Origin of the sequence: Flavobacterium sp. CHNK8 (genome assembly GCF_019774515.1) — a bacterium.
Lineage (GTDB): Bacteria > Bacteroidota > Bacteroidia > Flavobacteriales > Flavobacteriaceae > Flavobacterium > Flavobacterium tiangeerense.
Genome location: NZ_CP081492.1, coordinates 748,859 through 764,802, shown reverse-complemented (window position 1 = coordinate 764,802; position 15,944 = coordinate 748,859). Strand labels below are relative to the sequence as shown.

At 35.1% G+C, this 15,944-nt stretch carries 30 protein-coding genes; all 30 read right to left on the bottom strand.

The features are described 5' to 3' along the window. Nucleotides 1–9: 9 nt before the first annotated feature. The 30 genes from rpsD to rpsL all read right to left on the bottom strand — a co-directional run bounded on the left by rpsD (nucleotide 10) and on the right by rpsL (nucleotide 15,882). Complete coding sequence (gene rpsD / locus K5V07_RS03260) at nucleotides 10–615, bottom strand: 30S ribosomal protein S4 (protein ID WP_086452749.1); 606 nt, start codon at nucleotides 613–615, stop codon at nucleotides 10–12. A gap of 94 nt (nucleotides 616–709) precedes the next feature. Continuing rightward, entirely contained in the window at nucleotides 710–1,093 is a 384-nt protein-coding gene (gene rpsK, locus K5V07_RS03255; protein WP_024981527.1) for a 30S ribosomal protein S11, read from the bottom strand. Nucleotides 1,094–1,101: 8 nt separating this feature from the next. Beyond that, nucleotides 1,102–1,476 (bottom strand): 30S ribosomal protein S13, encoded by a 375-nt coding sequence (gene rpsM / locus K5V07_RS03250; protein ID WP_144893894.1) that lies wholly within the window; start codon nucleotides 1,474–1,476, stop codon nucleotides 1,102–1,104. Nucleotides 1,477–1,478: 2 nt separating this feature from the next. Further along, nucleotides 1,479–1,595 carry a type B 50S ribosomal protein L36 gene (ykgO, locus tag K5V07_RS03245; RefSeq protein ID WP_008992256.1) on the bottom strand — a complete coding sequence of 39 codons (117 nt, stop codon included), beginning with the start codon at nucleotides 1,593–1,595 and terminating at the stop codon, nucleotides 1,479–1,481. A 13-nt stretch (nucleotides 1,596–1,608) separates the two neighbouring features. Next, nucleotides 1,609–1,824, bottom strand: a complete 216-nt coding sequence (gene infA, locus K5V07_RS03240) for a translation initiation factor IF-1 (RefSeq protein WP_007136545.1) — start codon at nucleotides 1,822–1,824, stop codon at nucleotides 1,609–1,611. A gap of 3 nt (nucleotides 1,825–1,827) precedes the next feature. Further along, nucleotides 1,828–3,174, bottom strand: a complete 1,347-nt coding sequence (gene secY, locus K5V07_RS03235; RefSeq protein ID WP_144893896.1) for a preprotein translocase subunit SecY — start codon at nucleotides 3,172–3,174, stop codon at nucleotides 1,828–1,830. 13 nt (nucleotides 3,175–3,187) lie between these two features. Next, nucleotides 3,188–3,640, bottom strand: coding sequence for a 50S ribosomal protein L15 (rplO, locus tag K5V07_RS03230; protein ID WP_086452752.1), 453 nt, complete (start codon nucleotides 3,638–3,640; stop codon nucleotides 3,188–3,190). A gap of 11 nt (nucleotides 3,641–3,651) precedes the next feature. After that, on the bottom strand, nucleotides 3,652–3,834 hold the full coding sequence (gene rpmD, locus K5V07_RS03225; RefSeq protein WP_086452753.1) for a 50S ribosomal protein L30: 183 nt from the start codon (nucleotides 3,832–3,834) through the stop codon (nucleotides 3,652–3,654). Between the two features lie 12 nt (nucleotides 3,835–3,846). Beyond that, entirely contained in the window at nucleotides 3,847–4,374 is a 528-nt protein-coding gene (rpsE, locus tag K5V07_RS03220) for a 30S ribosomal protein S5 (RefSeq protein ID WP_035668102.1), read from the bottom strand. Nucleotides 4,375–4,380: 6 nt separating this feature from the next. Continuing rightward, entirely contained in the window at nucleotides 4,381–4,731 is a 351-nt protein-coding gene (gene rplR / locus K5V07_RS03215; RefSeq protein ID WP_086452754.1) for a 50S ribosomal protein L18, read from the bottom strand. A gap of 11 nt (nucleotides 4,732–4,742) precedes the next feature. Continuing rightward, nucleotides 4,743–5,285: a 50S ribosomal protein L6 gene (rplF, locus tag K5V07_RS03210; RefSeq protein WP_086452755.1), complete on the bottom strand. Its 543-nt coding sequence runs from the start codon at nucleotides 5,283–5,285 to the stop codon at nucleotides 4,743–4,745. An 18-nt stretch (nucleotides 5,286–5,303) separates the two neighbouring features. Then, complete coding sequence (gene rpsH / locus K5V07_RS03205) at nucleotides 5,304–5,702, bottom strand: 30S ribosomal protein S8 (protein ID WP_086452756.1); 399 nt, start codon at nucleotides 5,700–5,702, stop codon at nucleotides 5,304–5,306. Between the two features lie 122 nt (nucleotides 5,703–5,824). After that, nucleotides 5,825–6,094, bottom strand: a complete 270-nt coding sequence (rpsN, locus tag K5V07_RS03200) for a 30S ribosomal protein S14 (protein WP_026707007.1) — start codon at nucleotides 6,092–6,094, stop codon at nucleotides 5,825–5,827. A 3-nt stretch (nucleotides 6,095–6,097) separates the two neighbouring features. Then, a complete protein-coding gene (gene rplE / locus K5V07_RS03195; protein WP_086452757.1) occupies nucleotides 6,098–6,649 on the bottom strand; it encodes a 50S ribosomal protein L5 in 552 nt (183 codons plus the stop codon). Between the two features lie 2 nt (nucleotides 6,650–6,651). Then, nucleotides 6,652–6,966 (bottom strand): 50S ribosomal protein L24, encoded by a 315-nt coding sequence (gene rplX, locus K5V07_RS03190; RefSeq protein ID WP_144893898.1) that lies wholly within the window; start codon nucleotides 6,964–6,966, stop codon nucleotides 6,652–6,654. A gap of 11 nt (nucleotides 6,967–6,977) precedes the next feature. Next, on the bottom strand, nucleotides 6,978–7,346 hold the full coding sequence (gene rplN / locus K5V07_RS03185) for a 50S ribosomal protein L14 (protein ID WP_026717863.1): 369 nt from the start codon (nucleotides 7,344–7,346) through the stop codon (nucleotides 6,978–6,980). A 2-nt stretch (nucleotides 7,347–7,348) separates the two neighbouring features. Then, entirely contained in the window at nucleotides 7,349–7,609 is a 261-nt protein-coding gene (gene rpsQ / locus K5V07_RS03180) for a 30S ribosomal protein S17 (RefSeq protein WP_086452759.1), read from the bottom strand. A gap of 17 nt (nucleotides 7,610–7,626) precedes the next feature. After that, nucleotides 7,627–7,812 carry a 50S ribosomal protein L29 gene (gene rpmC, locus K5V07_RS03175; protein ID WP_086452760.1) on the bottom strand — a complete coding sequence of 62 codons (186 nt, stop codon included), beginning with the start codon at nucleotides 7,810–7,812 and terminating at the stop codon, nucleotides 7,627–7,629. Between the two features lie 13 nt (nucleotides 7,813–7,825). Beyond that, nucleotides 7,826–8,251: a 50S ribosomal protein L16 gene (gene rplP, locus K5V07_RS03170; RefSeq protein WP_007803637.1), complete on the bottom strand. Its 426-nt coding sequence runs from the start codon at nucleotides 8,249–8,251 to the stop codon at nucleotides 7,826–7,828. An 18-nt stretch (nucleotides 8,252–8,269) separates the two neighbouring features. After that, a complete protein-coding gene (gene rpsC / locus K5V07_RS03165) occupies nucleotides 8,270–9,028 on the bottom strand; it encodes a 30S ribosomal protein S3 (protein WP_035668118.1) in 759 nt (252 codons plus the stop codon). 5 nt (nucleotides 9,029–9,033) lie between these two features. After that, on the bottom strand, nucleotides 9,034–9,447 hold the full coding sequence (gene rplV / locus K5V07_RS03160) for a 50S ribosomal protein L22 (protein WP_035668120.1): 414 nt from the start codon (nucleotides 9,445–9,447) through the stop codon (nucleotides 9,034–9,036). A gap of 6 nt (nucleotides 9,448–9,453) precedes the next feature. Continuing rightward, nucleotides 9,454–9,732 (bottom strand): 30S ribosomal protein S19, encoded by a 279-nt coding sequence (gene rpsS, locus K5V07_RS03155; protein ID WP_007136562.1) that lies wholly within the window; start codon nucleotides 9,730–9,732, stop codon nucleotides 9,454–9,456. A gap of 6 nt (nucleotides 9,733–9,738) precedes the next feature. Further along, nucleotides 9,739–10,563, bottom strand: a complete 825-nt coding sequence (gene rplB, locus K5V07_RS03150; RefSeq protein ID WP_144893902.1) for a 50S ribosomal protein L2 — start codon at nucleotides 10,561–10,563, stop codon at nucleotides 9,739–9,741. A gap of 6 nt (nucleotides 10,564–10,569) precedes the next feature. Next, entirely contained in the window at nucleotides 10,570–10,860 is a 291-nt protein-coding gene (gene rplW / locus K5V07_RS03145) for a 50S ribosomal protein L23 (protein ID WP_073370568.1), read from the bottom strand. Between the two features lie 6 nt (nucleotides 10,861–10,866). Next, nucleotides 10,867–11,496 carry a 50S ribosomal protein L4 gene (rplD, locus tag K5V07_RS03140; RefSeq protein ID WP_144893904.1) on the bottom strand — a complete coding sequence of 210 codons (630 nt, stop codon included), beginning with the start codon at nucleotides 11,494–11,496 and terminating at the stop codon, nucleotides 10,867–10,869. Then, nucleotides 11,496–12,113, bottom strand: a complete 618-nt coding sequence (gene rplC / locus K5V07_RS03135) for a 50S ribosomal protein L3 (protein ID WP_072945403.1) — start codon at nucleotides 12,111–12,113, stop codon at nucleotides 11,496–11,498. Before rplC ends, rplD begins: the two co-directional genes overlap by 1 nt. Nucleotides 12,114–12,449: 336 nt before the next feature. Next, complete coding sequence (gene rpsJ, locus K5V07_RS03130) at nucleotides 12,450–12,755, bottom strand: 30S ribosomal protein S10 (protein ID WP_007803605.1); 306 nt, start codon at nucleotides 12,753–12,755, stop codon at nucleotides 12,450–12,452. A gap of 11 nt (nucleotides 12,756–12,766) precedes the next feature. After that, complete coding sequence (fusA, locus tag K5V07_RS03125; protein ID WP_144893906.1) at nucleotides 12,767–14,923, bottom strand: elongation factor G; 2,157 nt, start codon at nucleotides 14,921–14,923, stop codon at nucleotides 12,767–12,769. Nucleotides 14,924–14,933: 10 nt separating this feature from the next. After that, nucleotides 14,934–15,410 carry a 30S ribosomal protein S7 gene (gene rpsG / locus K5V07_RS03120; protein ID WP_035668130.1) on the bottom strand — a complete coding sequence of 159 codons (477 nt, stop codon included), beginning with the start codon at nucleotides 15,408–15,410 and terminating at the stop codon, nucleotides 14,934–14,936. An 88-nt stretch (nucleotides 15,411–15,498) separates the two neighbouring features. Then, nucleotides 15,499–15,882 (bottom strand): 30S ribosomal protein S12, encoded by a 384-nt coding sequence (rpsL, locus tag K5V07_RS03115; RefSeq protein ID WP_007136570.1) that lies wholly within the window; start codon nucleotides 15,880–15,882, stop codon nucleotides 15,499–15,501. Between the last annotated feature and the right edge of the window lie 62 nt (nucleotides 15,883–15,944).

Sequence of the window (15,944 nt, the reverse complement as noted above, 5' to 3'; positions counted from 1 at the left end):
AGTCAATTATTATTTGTTGTACAACTCTACGATTAATTGTTCTTTAATGTTTTCTGGAATTTGAAGTCTTGCAGGAACAGATACAAAAGTACCTTCTTTAAGATCACTATTCCATGTAATCCATTCATAAACATGACTTGAATTAGATAAAGAACGTTCGATAGCCTCTAATGATTTAGATTTTTCACGAACAGCAACTTTATCACCAGGCTTAAGGTGGTAAGAAGGAATATTTACAACTTCACCATTTACAGTAACGTGTCTGTGAGAAACTATTTGACGAGCACCTCTTCTAGAAGGAGCAATACCCATTCTAAAAACAACGTTATCTAATCTTGCTTCACATAATTGTAATAAAACTTCACCAGTAACTCCTTTAGTAGCTGATGCTTTTTCGAATAAGTTTCTGAATTGTTTTTCTAAAATTCCATAAGAATATTTAGCTTTTTGCTTTTCCATTAACTGAACAGCATACTCAGACTTTTTTCCTCTTTTTTTAGCCATCCCGTGTTGTCCAGGAGGGTAATTTCTTTTTTCGAATGCTTTATCATCACCGAAAATTGCTTCGCCAAATTTACGAGCTATTCTTGTACTAGGACCAGTATATCTTGCCATTTTAAATTGTTTAAGATTGAGATTATGAATTCAGGTCAAATCCTTCGATAATCGAAATTCAATCTAGGTTATACTATAATTAATATTTTGAGTATTATACTCTACGTCTTTTAGGAGGACGACATCCGTTGTGAGGCATTGGAGTAACATCAATAATTTCAGTAACTTCAATACCACCATTGTGTAAAGAACGAATAGCAGACTCACGTCCGTTTCCTGGTCCTTTTACATAAACTTTAACTTTTTTAAGTCCAGCTTCAAGAGCTACTTTACTACAATCTTCTGCTGCCATTTGAGCTGCGTACGGAGTGTTCTTTTTAGAACCTCTGAAACCCATTTTACCAGCTGAAGACCATGAAATAACTTCACCTTTTTTATTAGTCAAAGAAATGATAATGTTATTGAAGGTAGCAGAAATATGAGCTTCACCCGTTGATTCAACGATAACTTTACGTTTTTTTGCTGTTGCTTTAGCCATATTACTTATTATTTAGTTGCTTTTTTCTTGTTAGCAACAGTTTTTCTTTTACCTTTTCTTGTTCTAGAGTTGTTCTTAGTTCTTTGTCCTCTTAAAGGAAGACCAGTTCTATGACGAATACCTCTATAACATCCAATATCCATTAAACGTTTGATGTTTAAAGAAACTTCTGAACGTAATTCACCTTCAATTTTGAAAGATGATACAGCATCACGAATTGCTCCGATCTCGTCATCATTCCAATCTTGAACTTTTTTGTCTTGGCTAACTTGAGCTTTTTCTAAAATCTCAACAGCTCTACTTCTACCTAATCCAAAGATATAGGTTAGTGCAATAACACCTCTCTTATTTTTTGGGATATCTACCCCTGCTATTCTTGCCATAATTATCCTTGTCTTTGTTTAAATCTAGGATTCTTTTTGTTTATTACGTACAATCTCCCTTTTCTTCGTACAATTTTGCACTCGGGACTTCTCTTTTTTACTGAAGCTCTAACTTTCATTTTTGAATATCCTTTAATATCTATAAGTAATTCTCGCTTTTGACAAATCGTAAGGGCTCATTTCTAGTTTAACCTTATCACCAGGTAATAATTTAATGTAATGCATACGCATTTTACCAGAAATATGTGCAATTACAATATGTCCATTCTCTAACTCTACACGGAACATTGCATTTGATAATGCTTCAATGATTGAACCGTCTTGTTCTATTGCTGATTGTTTTGCCATAAATTAAGCTACTGCTTTTCTATTTTTACCACTTTTCATTAATCCATCATAATGCTTATTCAACAGGTATGAATTGATTTGTTGAACAGTGTCAATGGCAACACCAACCATAATAATTAATGAAGTACCTCCAAAAAACATTGCCCATGATTGTTGAACATCCATCAAGCTTACAACTATCGCAGGGAACACAGCGATCAAAGCAAGAAATATTGATCCAGGGAATGTAATTAAAGACATCACTTTATCAAGGTAGTCAGAAGTTTCAACACCAGGCTTAACACCAGGAATAAAACCACCACTTCTCTTTAAATCATCAGACATTTTATTTGTTGGAACTGTAATAGCCGTGTAAAAGAATGTAAATACAATGATTAAAGTTGCAAATACAAAATTATACCAAAAACCAAACATATTACTGAATGCTCCAACTATTGACTGTGAAGTATCTGAATCTGATAAACCAGCTAGTGCTGCAGGAATAAACATAATTGCTTGAGCAAAAATAATTGGCATAACCCCAGAAGCATTAAGCTTTAAAGGAATCCACTGTCTATTACCATTCATCATATCTTGTTCAAAATCTCCAGACGTTGTGCGTCTAGCATATTGAACAGGAATTCTTCTTACTGCCATCACTAAAAGCACACAGCTAATAATTACCAACAACCAAAGAATAATTTCAATAACCAATAACATTGGTCCTCCATTGTTATTTGAAACTCTTGAAGTGAATTCTTGCATAAAAGCCTGAGGCAATCTAGCAAGTATTCCTACCATAATCAATAATGAAATACCATTTCCAATTCCTTTATCAGTAATTTTTTCACCAAGCCACATTGCAAAAATGGTACCAGTAACAAGAATTACAACAGAAGAGAATAAAAACTCAAAAGAATTAAAACCTAATAAAAAAGCATTACCAGGAAGAGTTCTATACAAGTTATAGATGTAGGTAGGTCCTTGAACTAAAGTAATTCCAATTGTCAACCAACGTGTGATTTGATTTATTTTTTTTCTACCACTCTCTCCATCACTTTGAAGCTTTTGCAAATAAGGAATCGCAATTCCCATAAGCTGGACTACAATAGATGCAGAAATGTATGGCATAATCCCAAGTGCAAAAACAGAAGCTTGAGAAAATGCACCACCAGTAAACATGTCAAGAATTGAACCAATTCCTTCTTTGGTCTGTCCGGCTAAATTAGCCAATTGAGTTGCATCAATACCTGGTAAGGTCACTTGAGCACCAAAACGATAAACTAAAAGAAGACCGAAAGTAATTAGAATTCTATTTTTTAGTTCTTCAATTTTCCAAACATTACCTATTGATTCAATAAATTTCTTCATATTATACAGAAAATTACATTACTATAGCTTCTCCACCAGCAGCTTCGATAGCAGCTTTTGCAGTAGCAGTAAATTTGTGAGCGGTTACTTTTAATTTTGCTTTCAATTCACCTCTACCTAAAATCTTAACGATTTCATTTTTGGTAGCCAAACGGTTAGCAACATAAACTGACATATCAACAGTATCTTGAACGATACCATTTTCAACTAAAAGTTGAAGAGTATCAAGATTGACACCTTCGTAATCTTTACGATTGATGTTTGTAAAACCAAACTTAGGTACACGTCTTTGAAGTGGCATTTGCCCTCCTTCAAAACCAATCTTTTTAGAATAACCAGAACGAGATTTTGCTCCTTTATGTCCTCTTGCAGAGGTACCACCTTTTCCAGAACCTTCTCCTCTACCTAATCTTTTATTTTGATTGTGCGTAGAACCTTCAGCAGGTTGTAAGTTACTTAAATTCATAACAGTATTTGTTATTTAGCTTCTTCAACAGAAACTAAGTGTTTAACTTTATTTATCATACCAAGGATTGTAGGATTTGAATCATGCGCTACAACTTGTCCCATTTTACGTAGACCTAAAGCTTCCAATCCTCTTTTTTGTGAAAGTGGACAGTTGATTTTGCTTCTAACTTGTTTTACTAATAATTTAGCCATAATTTCCTTGTATTAACCTTTAAAAACTTTCTCTAAAGAAACACCTCTTTGTTTTGCAACAGTATAAGCACTTCTCATTTGTAATAAAGCATCAAAAGTTGCTTTTACCACGTTGTGTGGATTTGAAGATCCTTGTGATTTTGAAAGTACATCATGTATACCAACTGATTCTAAAACTGAACGAACAGCTCCACCAGCAATAACTCCAGTACCATGAGATGCAGGAATTAAAAATACGCGTGCACCACCAAATTTACCTTTTTGTTCGTGAGGTACAGATTGACCATTTAAAGGGATCTTTACTAGATTTTTCTTAGCATCTTCTACTGCTTTAGCAATAGCCTCAGAAACATCTTTAGACTTACCTAAACCGTGACCAACAACACCGTTTTCATCACCTACAACTACAATAGCAGAAAAACCAAAAGCTCTACCACCCTTTGTAACTTTAGTAACACGATTTACACTCACCAAACGATCTTTTAATTCAAGACCACTAGGTTTTACCAACTCTACATTTTTGTATTTACTATTAGACATACTATATTAGAATTTAAGTCCAGCCGCTCTCGCGCCTTCTGCTAATGATTTAATACGCCCGTGATATAAGTAACCTCCTCTATCAAAAGTTACAACTTCTATCCCAGCTTTTAAAGCTTTTTCAGCAACCAATTTCCCAACTGCTGTAGCAACTTCAATATTCGTACCCTTACCTATTTCTTTTTCTCTTGAAGAAGCTGCTAGCAAAGTAACTCCGTTTACGTCATCAATTAATTGAGCGTAAATTTCTTTATTACTTCTAAAAACAGATAGTCTTGGATTAGTAGCAGTACCACTAATTGTCTTTCTAATTCTGAATCTAATTCTTTGTCTTCTTTCAGGTTTTGTTAATGACATAATCTTATTTTTTAAGCTGATTTACCTGCTTTTCTTCTTAATACTTCACCCACGAATTTAACTCCTTTTCCTTTGTATGGCTCTGGCTTACGAAAACCTCTAATTTTCGCAGCTACTTGACCTAAAAGTTGTTTATCAAATGATGTTAACTTTACAATTGGGTTTTTACCTTTCTCAGATATAGTTTCTAAAGTAACTTCAGGAGCAATCTCTAAAATAATATTGTGTGAAAAACCAAGAGCTAAATCTAATTTTTGACCTTGATTTGAAGCTCTATAACCAACTCCAACAAGTTCTAACGATTTAGTAAAACCATCTGTAACACCAACTATCATGTTGTTGATAAGTGAACGATACAAACCATGTTTTGCTCTTTGATCTTTATGATCAGATGACCTGTCAACTTGAACTTGACCATCTTCAACTGTTACAGTAACGTCCGAAAACTCCTGAGTTAGTTGACCGTTTTTTCCCTTAACTGTAATAATTCCGTTTGCTACTTCAACAGTAACACCTGCAGGAACTATTATAGGATTTTTACCTATTCTTGACATCTTATTATAGTCTTTAAATTAGTATACGTAACAAATTACTTCACCACCTACATTCAATTGCTTTGCTTGTTTACCAGTCATCAAACCTTTTGAAGTAGAAACAATAGCAATACCTAAACCATTTAAGATTCTTGGTATATTAGCAGAACTTGAATATTTACGTAAACCTGGTTTACTAATTCTCTGAATATCTTTGATTACAGACTCTTTAGTATCTTTATCATACTTCAAAGCGATTTTGATAGACCCCTGAACAGCGTTGTCTTCAAATTTGTAACTCAAAATATAACCTTGATCAAATAAGATCTTAGTTATTTCTTTTTTTAGATTAGATGCAGGAATTTCAACAACTTTGTGGTTTGCGGCCACAGCGTTACGAACTCTTGTCAAATAATCAGCAATAGGATCTGTATACATGTGTATTAATTTGCGGTCTTGGTTTTCAACAAACGATTTATTGAACCTTAAACCAATTTATAAATATTAAAGATACAGACTAAACATATGTTAAGTCTGTATCTGAAAGCAAAACTATGCTATTACCAAGATGCTTTTTTCACACCAGGAATTAATCCATTATTTGCCATTTCACGAAATGTAACACGTGAAATACCAAATTGACGCATATAACCTCTTGGTCTTCCAGTTAATTTACAACGATTGTGTAAACGAACAGGCGAAGCATTTTTTGGTAACTTTTGCAAACCTACGAAATCTCCAGCTTCTAACAAAGCTTTTCTTTTCTCTGCATACTTTGCAACCGTTTTTTCTCTCTTAACCTCACGGGCTTTCATTGATTCTTTAGCCATGTCTTAGTTCTTTTTAAAAGGTAAACCTAATTCTGTTAATAACGACTTAGCTTCTTTGTCAGTCTTTGCGGTAGTTACGAAGGTAATATCCATACCAGAAATTTTATTAACTTTATCAATATCAATTTCTGGAAAAATAATTTGTTCTAAAACACCAAGGTTATAATTTCCTCTACCATCAAAACCTGTAGCCTTAATTCCGCTGAAATCTCTTACGCGAGGTAACGCAGAAGTAATAAGTCTATCAAGAAACTCATACATTCTTTCTCCACGCAAAGTAACTTTAGCACCAATTGGCATTCCTTTTCTCAATTTAAAAGACGCAACGTCTTTCTTAGAGATAGTTGAAACTGCTTTCTGCCCAGTGATCTTTGTCAACTCATCAACTGCATAGTCAATAAGTTTTTTATCAGATACAGCTGCACCAACTCCTTTACTTAAAACGATTTTGTCCAATTTAGGAACTTGCATTACGTTTACGTATCCGAATTCCTCTTTAAGAGCAGCAATTACTCTGCTCTTATATTCTTCTTTTAGTCTAGGTATATACGCCATTACTATAGTACTTGATTAGATTTTTTTGAAAATCTTACTTTCTTATCTCCTTCTACTCTAATACCTACTCTTGTTGCTTCCTTAGTTTTAGGATCAATTAAAGAGATGTTAGATATTTGTATTGGAGCTTCTTTCTTTACAATACCACCTTGAGGGCTTTTTGCACTTGGTTTCGTATGCTTAGAAACCATATTAACACCTTCAACAATTGCTTTGTTCTTTTCACGATCAACGCTTACTACTTTACCTTCAGCACCTTTATGGTCTCCAGCAATTACTCTAACGATGTCACCTGATTTTATTTTTAGCTTTATCATCTTAAAACGAATTAAAGCACTTCTGGTGCTAATGATACAATTTTCATGAATTGTTTTTCACGAAGTTCTCTTGCTACCGGACCAAAAACACGAGTTCCTCTCATTTCACCAGCAGCATTCAATAATACGCAAGCGTTATCATCAAATCTAATGTATGAACCATCGGCTCTTCTTACTTCTTTTTTGGTACGTACAACAACTGCAGTTGAAACAGCTCCTTTTTTAACGCTTCCGTTTGGAGCAGTATCTTTGATAGAAACTACAATCTTGTCACCAACAGAGGCATACCTTCTTTTGGTACCTCCTAAAACACGGATAGTTAAAACTTCCTTTGCTCCAGTGTTATCTGCTACTTTTAGTCTTGATTCTTGTTGTACCATAATTATTTAGCTCTTTCTAAGATTTCAACTAACCTCCAACATTTTGTTTTACTTAAAGGACGAGTCTCGCTTATCCTTACAGTATCTCCAACGTTACAGTCGTTCATTTCGTCGTGTGCGTGATACTTTTTAGTTTTCAACACGAACTTACCGTATAATGGGTGTTTTACTTTACGAACTTCAGCAACAACAATAGATTTATCCATTTTGTCTGAAGTTACAACACCAATTCTCTCTTTTCTTAAATTTCTTTTTTCTTCCATCTTTCAGCAGACTACAGTTATTGTCTTTTAGTAAGTTCAGTAGCTAATCTTGCAACAGTTCTTCTCACACCTCTAATTTGAAGTGGATTCTCAATTGGTGAAATAGCGTGAGCCATTTTAAGATCAGCATATGTTTTCTTAGTCTGGCTAAGTTTCTCTTGCAACTCTGCTGCAGAAAGATTTTTTATTTCTGATTGTTTCATAATATAGTATAAATTATGCTTCGAAATCTCTTGCAACAACAAATTTAGTTTTTACTGGAAGCTTTTGTGCTGCTAGACGTAACGCCTCTTTAGCAACTGACAAAGGAACTCCTCCAACTTCAAACATAATTCTTCCGGGTTTAACAACGGCTGCCCAGTATTCAACTGCACCTTTACCTTTACCCATACGTACCTCAAGAGGTTTCTTTGTGATTGGTTTGTCTGGAAATATTTTGATCCATAATTGTCCCTCTCTTTTCATGAAACGAGTAGCAGCAATACGAGCTGCTTCTATTTGACGAGAAGTTAAAAACATTCCATCTTCATGTACAGATTTAATACCAAACATTCCATTAGAAAGTTCATGCCCTCTTTGAGAGTTCCCTTTCATTTTACCTTTCTGTACCTTACGGTATTTTGTTCTTTTAGGCTGTAACATTTTTCTTTAATTTAAAAATTACTTTCGTTTACGAGCGTCTGGTTTTCCACCTTTGTTAAAAGGTTTTCTATCTCCTCTTGGAGAATCACCACCTTTACCTCCAGCACCAGATTGTTTTTTGTCCATTCCGGCTAGTGGAGAAAGATCTCTCTTTCCATAAACTTCACCTTTCATGATCCATACTTTGATACCCATTCTACCATAAGTAGTATGAGCTTCAGCCAAAGCATAATCAATATCAGCTCTGAAAGTTGATAGAGGAATTCTACCTTCTTTAAAACCCTCTGAACGAGCCATCTCAGCACCATTCAAACGACCAGAAATCAAAACTTTGATACCTTCAGCGTTCATACGCATAGAAGCAGCAATAGCCATTTTGATTGCACGTCTGTAAGAAATTCTGCTTTCGATTTGACGACAGATGCTTGTAGCAACTAGATACGCGTCAAGTTCAGGTCTTTTAATTTCAAAGATGTTAATTTGAACCTCTTTGTCAGTAATTTTCTTAAGTTCTTCTTTCAACTTGTCTACCTCTTGTCCACCTTTACCGATAATAATACCAGGTCTAGCAGTAGTGATAGTAACGGTTACAAGTTTTAAAGTTCTCTCGATTATTACTTTAGATACACTAGCTTTTGATAAACGAGCATGGATATACTTTCTGATTTTGTGATCTTCGGCAAGTTTATCACCGTAATCATTTCCACCATACCAGTTTGAGTCCCATCCTCTGATGATACCAAGTCTGTTTCCAATTGGATTTGTCTTTTGTCCCATGCTGCTTAAGAATTGCTTTGTGTGTTATTGATAGCCCCTAACACGATTGTAACGTGATTAGAACGTTTTCTTATTCTATGTGCTCTTCCTTGTGGAGCTGGACGAAGTCTTTTCAACATCATTCCACCATCTACACGGATTTCCTTAACAAATAAACCAGCTTCTTCCATATTAGCTTCAGGGTTTTTTGCTTGCCAGTTAGCAATTACAGATAAAACCAATTTTTCTAATTTTCTTGAAGCTTCTTTAGAACTAAATCTTAGTATGTTAAGTGCTCTTTCTACCTTCTGACCTCTTACTAGATCTGCTACTAAGCGCATTTTTCTAGGTGAAGTAGGGCAGTTATTTAACTTTGCGAAGGCCAAAGACTTATTTGCCTCTTTTCTTGCATCTGCTGTTTCTCTTTTACGAACTCCCATTGCTTCTTATTTTTTACCTTTATTTTTTGCTCCAGCATGACCTCTAAAAGATCTCGTTGGTGAAAATTCTCCTAATTTGTGACCTACCATGTTTTCAGTAACATAAACCGGTACAAATTGACGACCGTTGTGAACTGCGATAGTTTGTCCAACAAAATCTGGAGTAATCATAGAAGCTCTAGACCAAGTCTTAACCACTCCTTTATTTCCACCTGCAATATTTTCTTGAACTTTCTTGTCTAATTTATAATGAACAAAAGGTCCTTTTTTTAATGAACGTGCCATATCTTATTATTTCTTTCTACGTTCTACGATATACTTGTTACTCGGGTTTTTCTTAGAACGTGTTCTATAACCTTTTGCTGGTATTCCATTTCTTGAACGTGGATGTCCACCAGAAGAACGTCCTTCACCACCTCCCATTGGGTGATCTACAGGGTTCATTGCTACAGGTCTTGTTCTAGGTCTTCTACCTAACCATCTAGTTCTACCAGCTTTACCAGAAACAACTAATTGATGATCAGAGTTAGATACAGCTCCAATAGTTGCAGAACAAGTTAACAAGATCAATCTTGTTTCACCTGAAGGCATTTTAATTGTAGCGTATTTACCATCTCTTGCCATTAATTGAGCAAAAGTTCCAGCAGAACGTGCAATAACTGCACCTTGACCTGGTCTCAATTCAATACAAGAAATTACAGTTCCTAGCGGAACTCTACTTAAAGGTAAAGTATTACCAATCTCAGGTTGAGATTCTGGACCAGAAACAAGTTTCTGACCAACTTTCAATCCGTTTTGAGCGATAATATAAGTTTTCTCACCATCAGCATAAGCTAATAAAGCGATAAATGCAGTTCTGTTTGGATCATATTCGATTGATTTAACCGTAGCTGGAATTCCTTCTTTAGTACGTTTAAAATCAATAATACGATATCTCTGCTTGTGACCACCACCCGTATAACGCATGGTCATCTTTCCTTGACTATTTCTACCACCAGAGTTTTTTATCGGCGCTATCAAAGAGCGTTCCGGCTTATCAGTTGTAATGGCGTCATAACCATTCACAACTCTAAATCGCTGACCTGGGGTAATAGGTTTTAATTTTCTTACTGACATTTTATCTTAGATATTGTTGTAAAAATCAATTGTTTCTCCTTCTTGTACTTGAACAATCGCTTTTTTAATTGCATTTGTCTTTCCACTGATTAAACCACTTTTAGTGTATTTAGTAGTTCTATCTGGTCTCACATTCATTGTATTAACACTAACAATAGTTACACCATAAGCAGCCTCAACAGCTTTCTTAATTTGTACTTTGTTTGCTTTTCTGTCAACAACGAATCCGAAGCGGTTTAAAACTTCACTTTCTTTGGTTACTTTTTCCGTTACTATAGGCTTAATAATGATGCTCATATCCTATTATTTACTTAAATTTTCTTCAATTATCTCCAAAGAACTCTCTAAAAGCACTAAATTATTAGCGTTTAATATAGCGTAAGTACTTAATTCCAAGCTACTTACAACGCTAGAGCTTTTTAAATTACGTGACGACAAATATACATTTTTATTTGAATCACCCAATACAAAAAGGGATTTTTTATTCTCTAACTCTAAAGCTTTCAAAACGTTGATGAAATTTTTAGTGTTTGGAGTTTCAAAATTAAAGTCTTCAAGAACGATAATGTTTGACTCTTTAGCTTTGATAGAAAAAGCAGATTTTCTTGCTAAACGCTTTAAGTTTTTATTCAATTTGAAAGAATAACTTCTTGGTCTTGGACCAAAAACAGTTCCTCCACCTTTAAATAAAGGGTTTTTAGCACTACCAGCACGGGCTGTACCTGTACCTTTTTGCTTTTTTATCTTACGAGTACTTCCCGCAACTTCAGCTCTTTCTTTAGCTTTGTGCGTTCCTTGTCTTTGATTAGCAAGATATTGCTTTACATCAAGATATACTGCGTGATTGTTTGGCTCTATACCAAATACTGAATCAGAAAGTTGAACTTTTCTTCCAGTATCTTTTCCGTTGAAATCTAATACTTTTGCTTCCATTACTTCTGAATGATTACATAAGAGTTGTTATGACCAGGAACACATCCTTTAATAACAAGTAGGTTCTTTTCAGCCACTACTTTTAAAACTCTAAGGTTTTGAACTTTTACATTGTCTCCTCCCATACGTCCAGCCATACGCATTCCTTTGAATACTCTAGATGGATAAGAAGAAGCTCCCACAGAACCTGGCGCTCTTAAACGGTTGTGCTGACCGTGAGTTGCTTGACCAACACCACCAAAACCGTGACGTTTTACAACCCCTTGGAAACCTTTACCTTTAGATACACCTTGTACATCTACAAATTCACCTTCAGCAAAAATAGAAACATCAATAAGATCTCCTAATTTTTGTTCAGTTGCAAAATCTTGGAATTCAACGACTTTTTTCTTAGCTACAGTTCCAGCTTTTTTAAAGTGACCTAAAGCCGCTTTTGTGGAATGTTTCTCGTTTTTGTCATCGAAACCTAGTTGCAACGCTTCGTACCCGTCAACACCTTTGGTTCTGACTTGGGTAACAACACATGGACCTGCTTCGATTACCGTACAAGGAATATTCTTCCCGTTTTCGTCGAAAATACTAGTCATGCCGATTTTTCTACCAATTAACCCAGACATAAATATTAATTATTAATTACTAAAACTCCCTTCAATTTAAAAAACAACAGCTGTTCTCAAACAGGGAGTGCAAAAGTATACATTAAAATCGAATATACCAAACAGTTACAAAAATTAAATAACTCATTATCAAAAAACAAACTTTTAAAAATTAAATAATCAATCGCCCCACCATACAACACACACGTAGATTGATGCTATTTCAAGAATTAAATACTAAAAAATATTCTAAAAAAAATTTCAAAATAATCCGTTCATTCCCTATAAATCAAAACATTTGACTTTATTCCAAAAAAAAAGCGGAACAAAATGTTCCGCTTTATAAAAAAAATATATTTATACTTTAATTTCAACTTCTACTCCACTAGGCAATTCTAGTTTCATCAAAGCATCAATAGTTTTTGAAGAAGAAGAGTAAATATCAATCAATCTCTTGTAAGACATTACTTCAAACTGCTCTCTAGCTTTCTTGTTTACGTGCGGTGAACGCAATACTGTAAACAATTTTTTGTGAGTTGGCAACGGAATAGGACCAGTTACAACAGCACCAGTAGTTTTTACTGTTTTTACAATCTTTTCAGCAGACTTGTCTACCAACATGTGATCGTAAGATTTTAATTTTATTCTGATTTTTTGACTCATTTTCTTAAAGATTAAGCGTTTCCTTTTGCTTTTTTAATTACTGCTTCTGAAATATTAGAAGGTGTCTCTGCATAATGAGAGAATTCCATTGTAGAAGTTGCTCTACCAGAAGATAATGTTCTTAATGTTGTAACATATCCAAACATCTCTGATAAAGGCACATCAGCCTTAATAGTTTTAGCACCATTTCTATCTCCCATGTCACTCACCTGACCTCTACGACGGTTAATATCACCAACGATATCTCCCATGTTTTCTTCTGGTGTAATAACCTCCATTTTCATGATTGGCTCTAAAATTACAGCACCAGCAGCTTTCGCCACCTCTCTATAACCCATTCTTGCTGCTAGCTCAAAAGAAAGCGCATCAGAATCAACAGGGTGGAAAGATCCGTCTAATAAAGTAACCTTTAAACTATCAACTTGATATCCTGCTAAAGGACCAGTTTTCATTGCTTCACGGAAACCTTTTTCAACTGAAGGTATATACTCTTTTGGAACGTTACCACCTTTCACAGCATTAACAAACTGTAATCCAACTGGAGCTTTACCATCAACTTCATCAGCAGGCTCAAGAATAAATACGATATCACCGAATTTACCACGACCTCCAGATTGTTTTTTGTAAGTCTCTCTGTGTTGTGCTTTTTTAGTAAACGCTTCTTTGTATTCAACTTGAGGCTCACCTTGGTTTACTTCAACTTTAAATTCACGTTTCATACGATCTACCAAGATATCTAAGTGAAGCTCACCCATACCAGAAATAATCGTTTGCCCAGAAGCTTCATCAGTTCTAACAGTAAACGTTGGATCCTCTTCAGCTAATTTAGCTAAAGCCATACCCATTTTATCTACGTCAGCCTTAGTTTTAGGCTCAATAGCAATACCAATTACTGGCGCAGGAAATTTCATTGACTCAAGAATAATTGGGTGTTTTTCATCACACAATGTATCTCCAGTTTTGATATCTTTAAATCCAACTGCCGCTCCAATATCTCCTGCCTCGATATACTCGATTGGGTTTTGTTTGTTTGCATGCATTTGGTAGATACGAGAAATTCTTTCCTTATTACCTGAACGCGTGTTCAAAACGTAAGAACCTGCATCTAAACGTCCTGAATAAGCACGGAAGAAAGCTAAACGACCTACGAATGGGTCAGTAGCAATTTTAAATGCTAAAGCCGCAAATGGCTCTTTAACATCTGGCTTACGCAAGATTTTAGTTTGATCTTCTTCTAAAAGTTCAGCATCATCAGGGTGAATACCTTCAATACCTTCTTTGTCCATTGGAGATGGCAAGTACTTACATACTGCATCTAACATGAATTGAACCCCTTTATTTTTGAAAGATGAACCAGCAATCATAGGAATAATTGCCATATCCATTACAGCTGCTCTTAAAGCGATGTTGATTTCTTCTTCCGTGATAGAATCTGGATCTTCCATATACTTATCAAGTAAGTTTTCATCATAATCAGCAACTGCCTCAATAAGAATGTCTCTGTACTCTTTAACTTCGTCTACCATATCAGCAGGAATATCAACAACTTCATAAGTTGCTCCCATTCCAGCATCATCCCAAACAATAGCTTGGTTTCTTACTAAATCCACAACACCTTTGAAATCATTTTCTTCACCAATTGGCAAAGTAATCGCAACAGCGTTAGATTTTAGCATGTCTCTTACTTGTTGACATACCATCAAAAAGTTAGATCCTTGTCTATCCATTTTATTAACAAAACCAATACGAGGAACTCTATATTGATCTGCTAATCTCCAGTTTGTTTCTGATTGAGGTTCAACACCATCAACAGCACTAAACAAGAACACTAAACCATCAAGTACACGCAAAGAACGATTTACTTCAACTGTAAAGTCAACGTGTCCTGGGGTATCAATGATATTAAAGTGATAAGGCAAGGTCTCAGGTAAAATTTTACCTTGAGTAGTTGGAAAATTCCATTCACAAGTTGTAGCTGCAGACGTAATAGTAATACCTCTTTCTTGCTCTTGTGCCATCCAGTCCATTGTTGCAGCACCATCGTGTACTTCACCAATTTTGTGTGATTTTCCTGTATAGAATAATATACGCTCAGTTGTTGTTGTTTTACCAGCATCAATGTGAGCAGCAATACCTATGTTTCTTGTATATTTAAGTTCTCTAGCCATTTCTTACGGATTAAAATCTAAAGTGAGAGAAAGCCTTGTTAGCTTCAGCCATTTTGTGAGTATCCATTCTTTTCTTAACAGCAGCTCCTTCTTCTTTAGCAGCAGCTAAACACTCTGATGCTAATCTTTGAGCCATTGACTTTTCGTTTCTTCTTCTTGAATAAAGAATTAACCATTTCATCGCCATAGAAATTTTTCTATCTGGACGAATTTGCATTGGAATTTGAAATGTAGCTCCACCTACTCTACGACTACGTACTTCTACGTGAGGCATAACATTAGTTAACGCATCTTTCCAGATTTCTAATGATGGTTTTTCAGCATCTTGTTTTTTAGATTCAATAATGTCAATTGCATCATAAAATACTTTAAACGCTGTAGATTTTTTTCCATCCCACATTAAGTTGTTTACAAAACGTGTTACCAGTTGGTCATTAAACCTTGGATCTGGTAAAAGTGGTCTTTTCTTTGCCGCTCTTTTTCTCATGTCTTTTTTTTAATTTTTTGTCATTAACACATAACTTAGATATAGAATTAAAAATTCTAACTCAGTTACAAGCAATTAACTTTTTAAATTACTTTTTTGCTTCCTTTGGGCGTTTAGCTCCGTACTTAGATCTTCTTTGCGTTCTTCCTGCTACTCCTGACGTATCAAGTGCACCACGAACGATGTGATATCTAACTCCTGGTAAATCTTTTACCCTTCCACCCCTAACTAATACTATCGAGTGCTCTTGTAAATTGTGTCCTTCACCAGGGATGTAAGCATTCACTTCGTTACCATTTGTCAAACGTACACGCGCTACTTTACGCATTGCAGAGTTTGGTTTTTTTGGTGTTGTAGTGTAAACACGCGTACAAACCCCTCTTCTTTGAGGACAAGAATCTAAAGCAACCGATTTACTCTTCTTAGTTATCTGAGTTCTTCCTGTTCTTACTAATTGTTGAATTGTTGGCATAATTAATACTAAAAATTTCTTATTATATTAAATTCCCGCTTTTTACGGGGTTGCAAATGTAG

Excerpts from the sequence above, each read along its gene's own strand:
- rpsD (WP_086452749.1), bottom strand. The coding sequence starts at position 615 with ATGGCAAGATATACTGGTCCTAGTACAAGAATAGCTCGTAAATTTGGC.
- rpsK (WP_024981527.1), bottom strand. The coding sequence starts at position 1,093 with ATGGCTAAAGCAACAGCAAAAAAACGTAAAGTTATCGTTGAATCAACG.
- rpsM (WP_144893894.1), bottom strand. The coding sequence starts at position 1,476 with ATGGCAAGAATAGCAGGGGTAGATATCCCAAAAAATAAGAGAGGTGTT.
- ykgO (WP_008992256.1), bottom strand. The coding sequence starts at position 1,595 with ATGAAAGTTAGAGCTTCAGTAAAAAAGAGAAGTCCCGAGTGCAAAATT.
- infA (WP_007136545.1), bottom strand. The coding sequence starts at position 1,824 with ATGGCAAAACAATCAGCAATAGAACAAGACGGTTCAATCATTGAAGCA.
- secY (WP_144893896.1), bottom strand. The coding sequence starts at position 3,174 with ATGAAGAAATTTATTGAATCAATAGGTAATGTTTGGAAAATTGAAGAA.
- rplO (WP_086452752.1), bottom strand. The coding sequence starts at position 3,640 with ATGAATTTAAGTAACTTACAACCTGCTGAAGGTTCTACGCACAATCAA.
- rpmD (WP_086452753.1), bottom strand. The coding sequence starts at position 3,834 with ATGGCTAAATTATTAGTAAAACAAGTTAGAAGCAAAATCAACTGTCCA.
- rpsE (WP_035668102.1), bottom strand. The coding sequence starts at position 4,374 with ATGTCTAATAGTAAATACAAAAATGTAGAGTTGGTAAAACCTAGTGGT.
- rplR (WP_086452754.1), bottom strand. The coding sequence starts at position 4,731 with ATGTCATTAACAAAACCTGAAAGAAGACAAAGAATTAGATTCAGAATT.
- rplF (WP_086452755.1), bottom strand. The coding sequence starts at position 5,285 with ATGTCAAGAATAGGTAAAAATCCTATAATAGTTCCTGCAGGTGTTACT.
- rpsH (WP_086452756.1), bottom strand. The coding sequence starts at position 5,702 with ATGTATACAGATCCTATTGCTGATTATTTGACAAGAGTTCGTAACGCT.
- rpsN (WP_026707007.1), bottom strand. The coding sequence starts at position 6,094 with ATGGCTAAAGAATCAATGAAAGCCCGTGAGGTTAAGAGAGAAAAAACG.
- rplE (WP_086452757.1), bottom strand. The coding sequence starts at position 6,649 with ATGGCGTATATACCTAGACTAAAAGAAGAATATAAGAGCAGAGTAATT.
- rplX (WP_144893898.1), bottom strand. The coding sequence starts at position 6,966 with ATGATAAAGCTAAAAATAAAATCAGGTGACATCGTTAGAGTAATTGCT.
- rplN (WP_026717863.1), bottom strand. The coding sequence starts at position 7,346 with ATGGTACAACAAGAATCAAGACTAAAAGTAGCAGATAACACTGGAGCA.
- rpsQ (WP_086452759.1), bottom strand. The coding sequence starts at position 7,609 with ATGGAAGAAAAAAGAAATTTAAGAAAAGAGAGAATTGGTGTTGTAACT.
- rpmC (WP_086452760.1), bottom strand. The coding sequence starts at position 7,812 with ATGAAACAATCAGAAATAAAAAATCTTTCTGCAGCAGAGTTGCAAGAG.
- rplP (WP_007803637.1), bottom strand. The coding sequence starts at position 8,251 with ATGTTACAGCCTAAAAGAACAAAATACCGTAAGGTACAGAAAGGTAAA.
- rpsC (WP_035668118.1), bottom strand. The coding sequence starts at position 9,028 with ATGGGACAAAAGACAAATCCAATTGGAAACAGACTTGGTATCATCAGA.
- rplV (WP_035668120.1), bottom strand. The coding sequence starts at position 9,447 with ATGGGAGTTCGTAAAAGAGAAACAGCAGATGCAAGAAAAGAGGCAAAT.
- rpsS (WP_007136562.1), bottom strand. The coding sequence starts at position 9,732 with ATGGCACGTTCATTAAAAAAAGGACCTTTTGTTCATTATAAATTAGAC.
- rplB (WP_144893902.1), bottom strand. The coding sequence starts at position 10,563 with ATGTCAGTAAGAAAATTAAAACCTATTACCCCAGGTCAGCGATTTAGA.
- rplW (WP_073370568.1), bottom strand. The coding sequence starts at position 10,860 with ATGAGCATCATTATTAAGCCTATAGTAACGGAAAAAGTAACCAAAGAA.
- rplD (WP_144893904.1), bottom strand. The coding sequence starts at position 11,496 with ATGGAAGCAAAAGTATTAGATTTCAACGGAAAAGATACTGGAAGAAAA.
- rplC (WP_072945403.1), bottom strand. The coding sequence starts at position 12,113 with ATGTCTGGGTTAATTGGTAGAAAAATCGGCATGACTAGTATTTTCGAC.
- rpsJ (WP_007803605.1), bottom strand. The coding sequence starts at position 12,755 with ATGAGTCAAAAAATCAGAATAAAATTAAAATCTTACGATCACATGTTG.
- fusA (WP_144893906.1), bottom strand. The coding sequence starts at position 14,923 with ATGGCTAGAGAACTTAAATATACAAGAAACATAGGTATTGCTGCTCAC.
- rpsG (WP_035668130.1), bottom strand. The coding sequence starts at position 15,410 with ATGAGAAAAAGAGCGGCAAAGAAAAGACCACTTTTACCAGATCCAAGG.
- rpsL (WP_007136570.1), bottom strand. The coding sequence starts at position 15,882 with ATGCCAACAATTCAACAATTAGTAAGAACAGGAAGAACTCAGATAACT.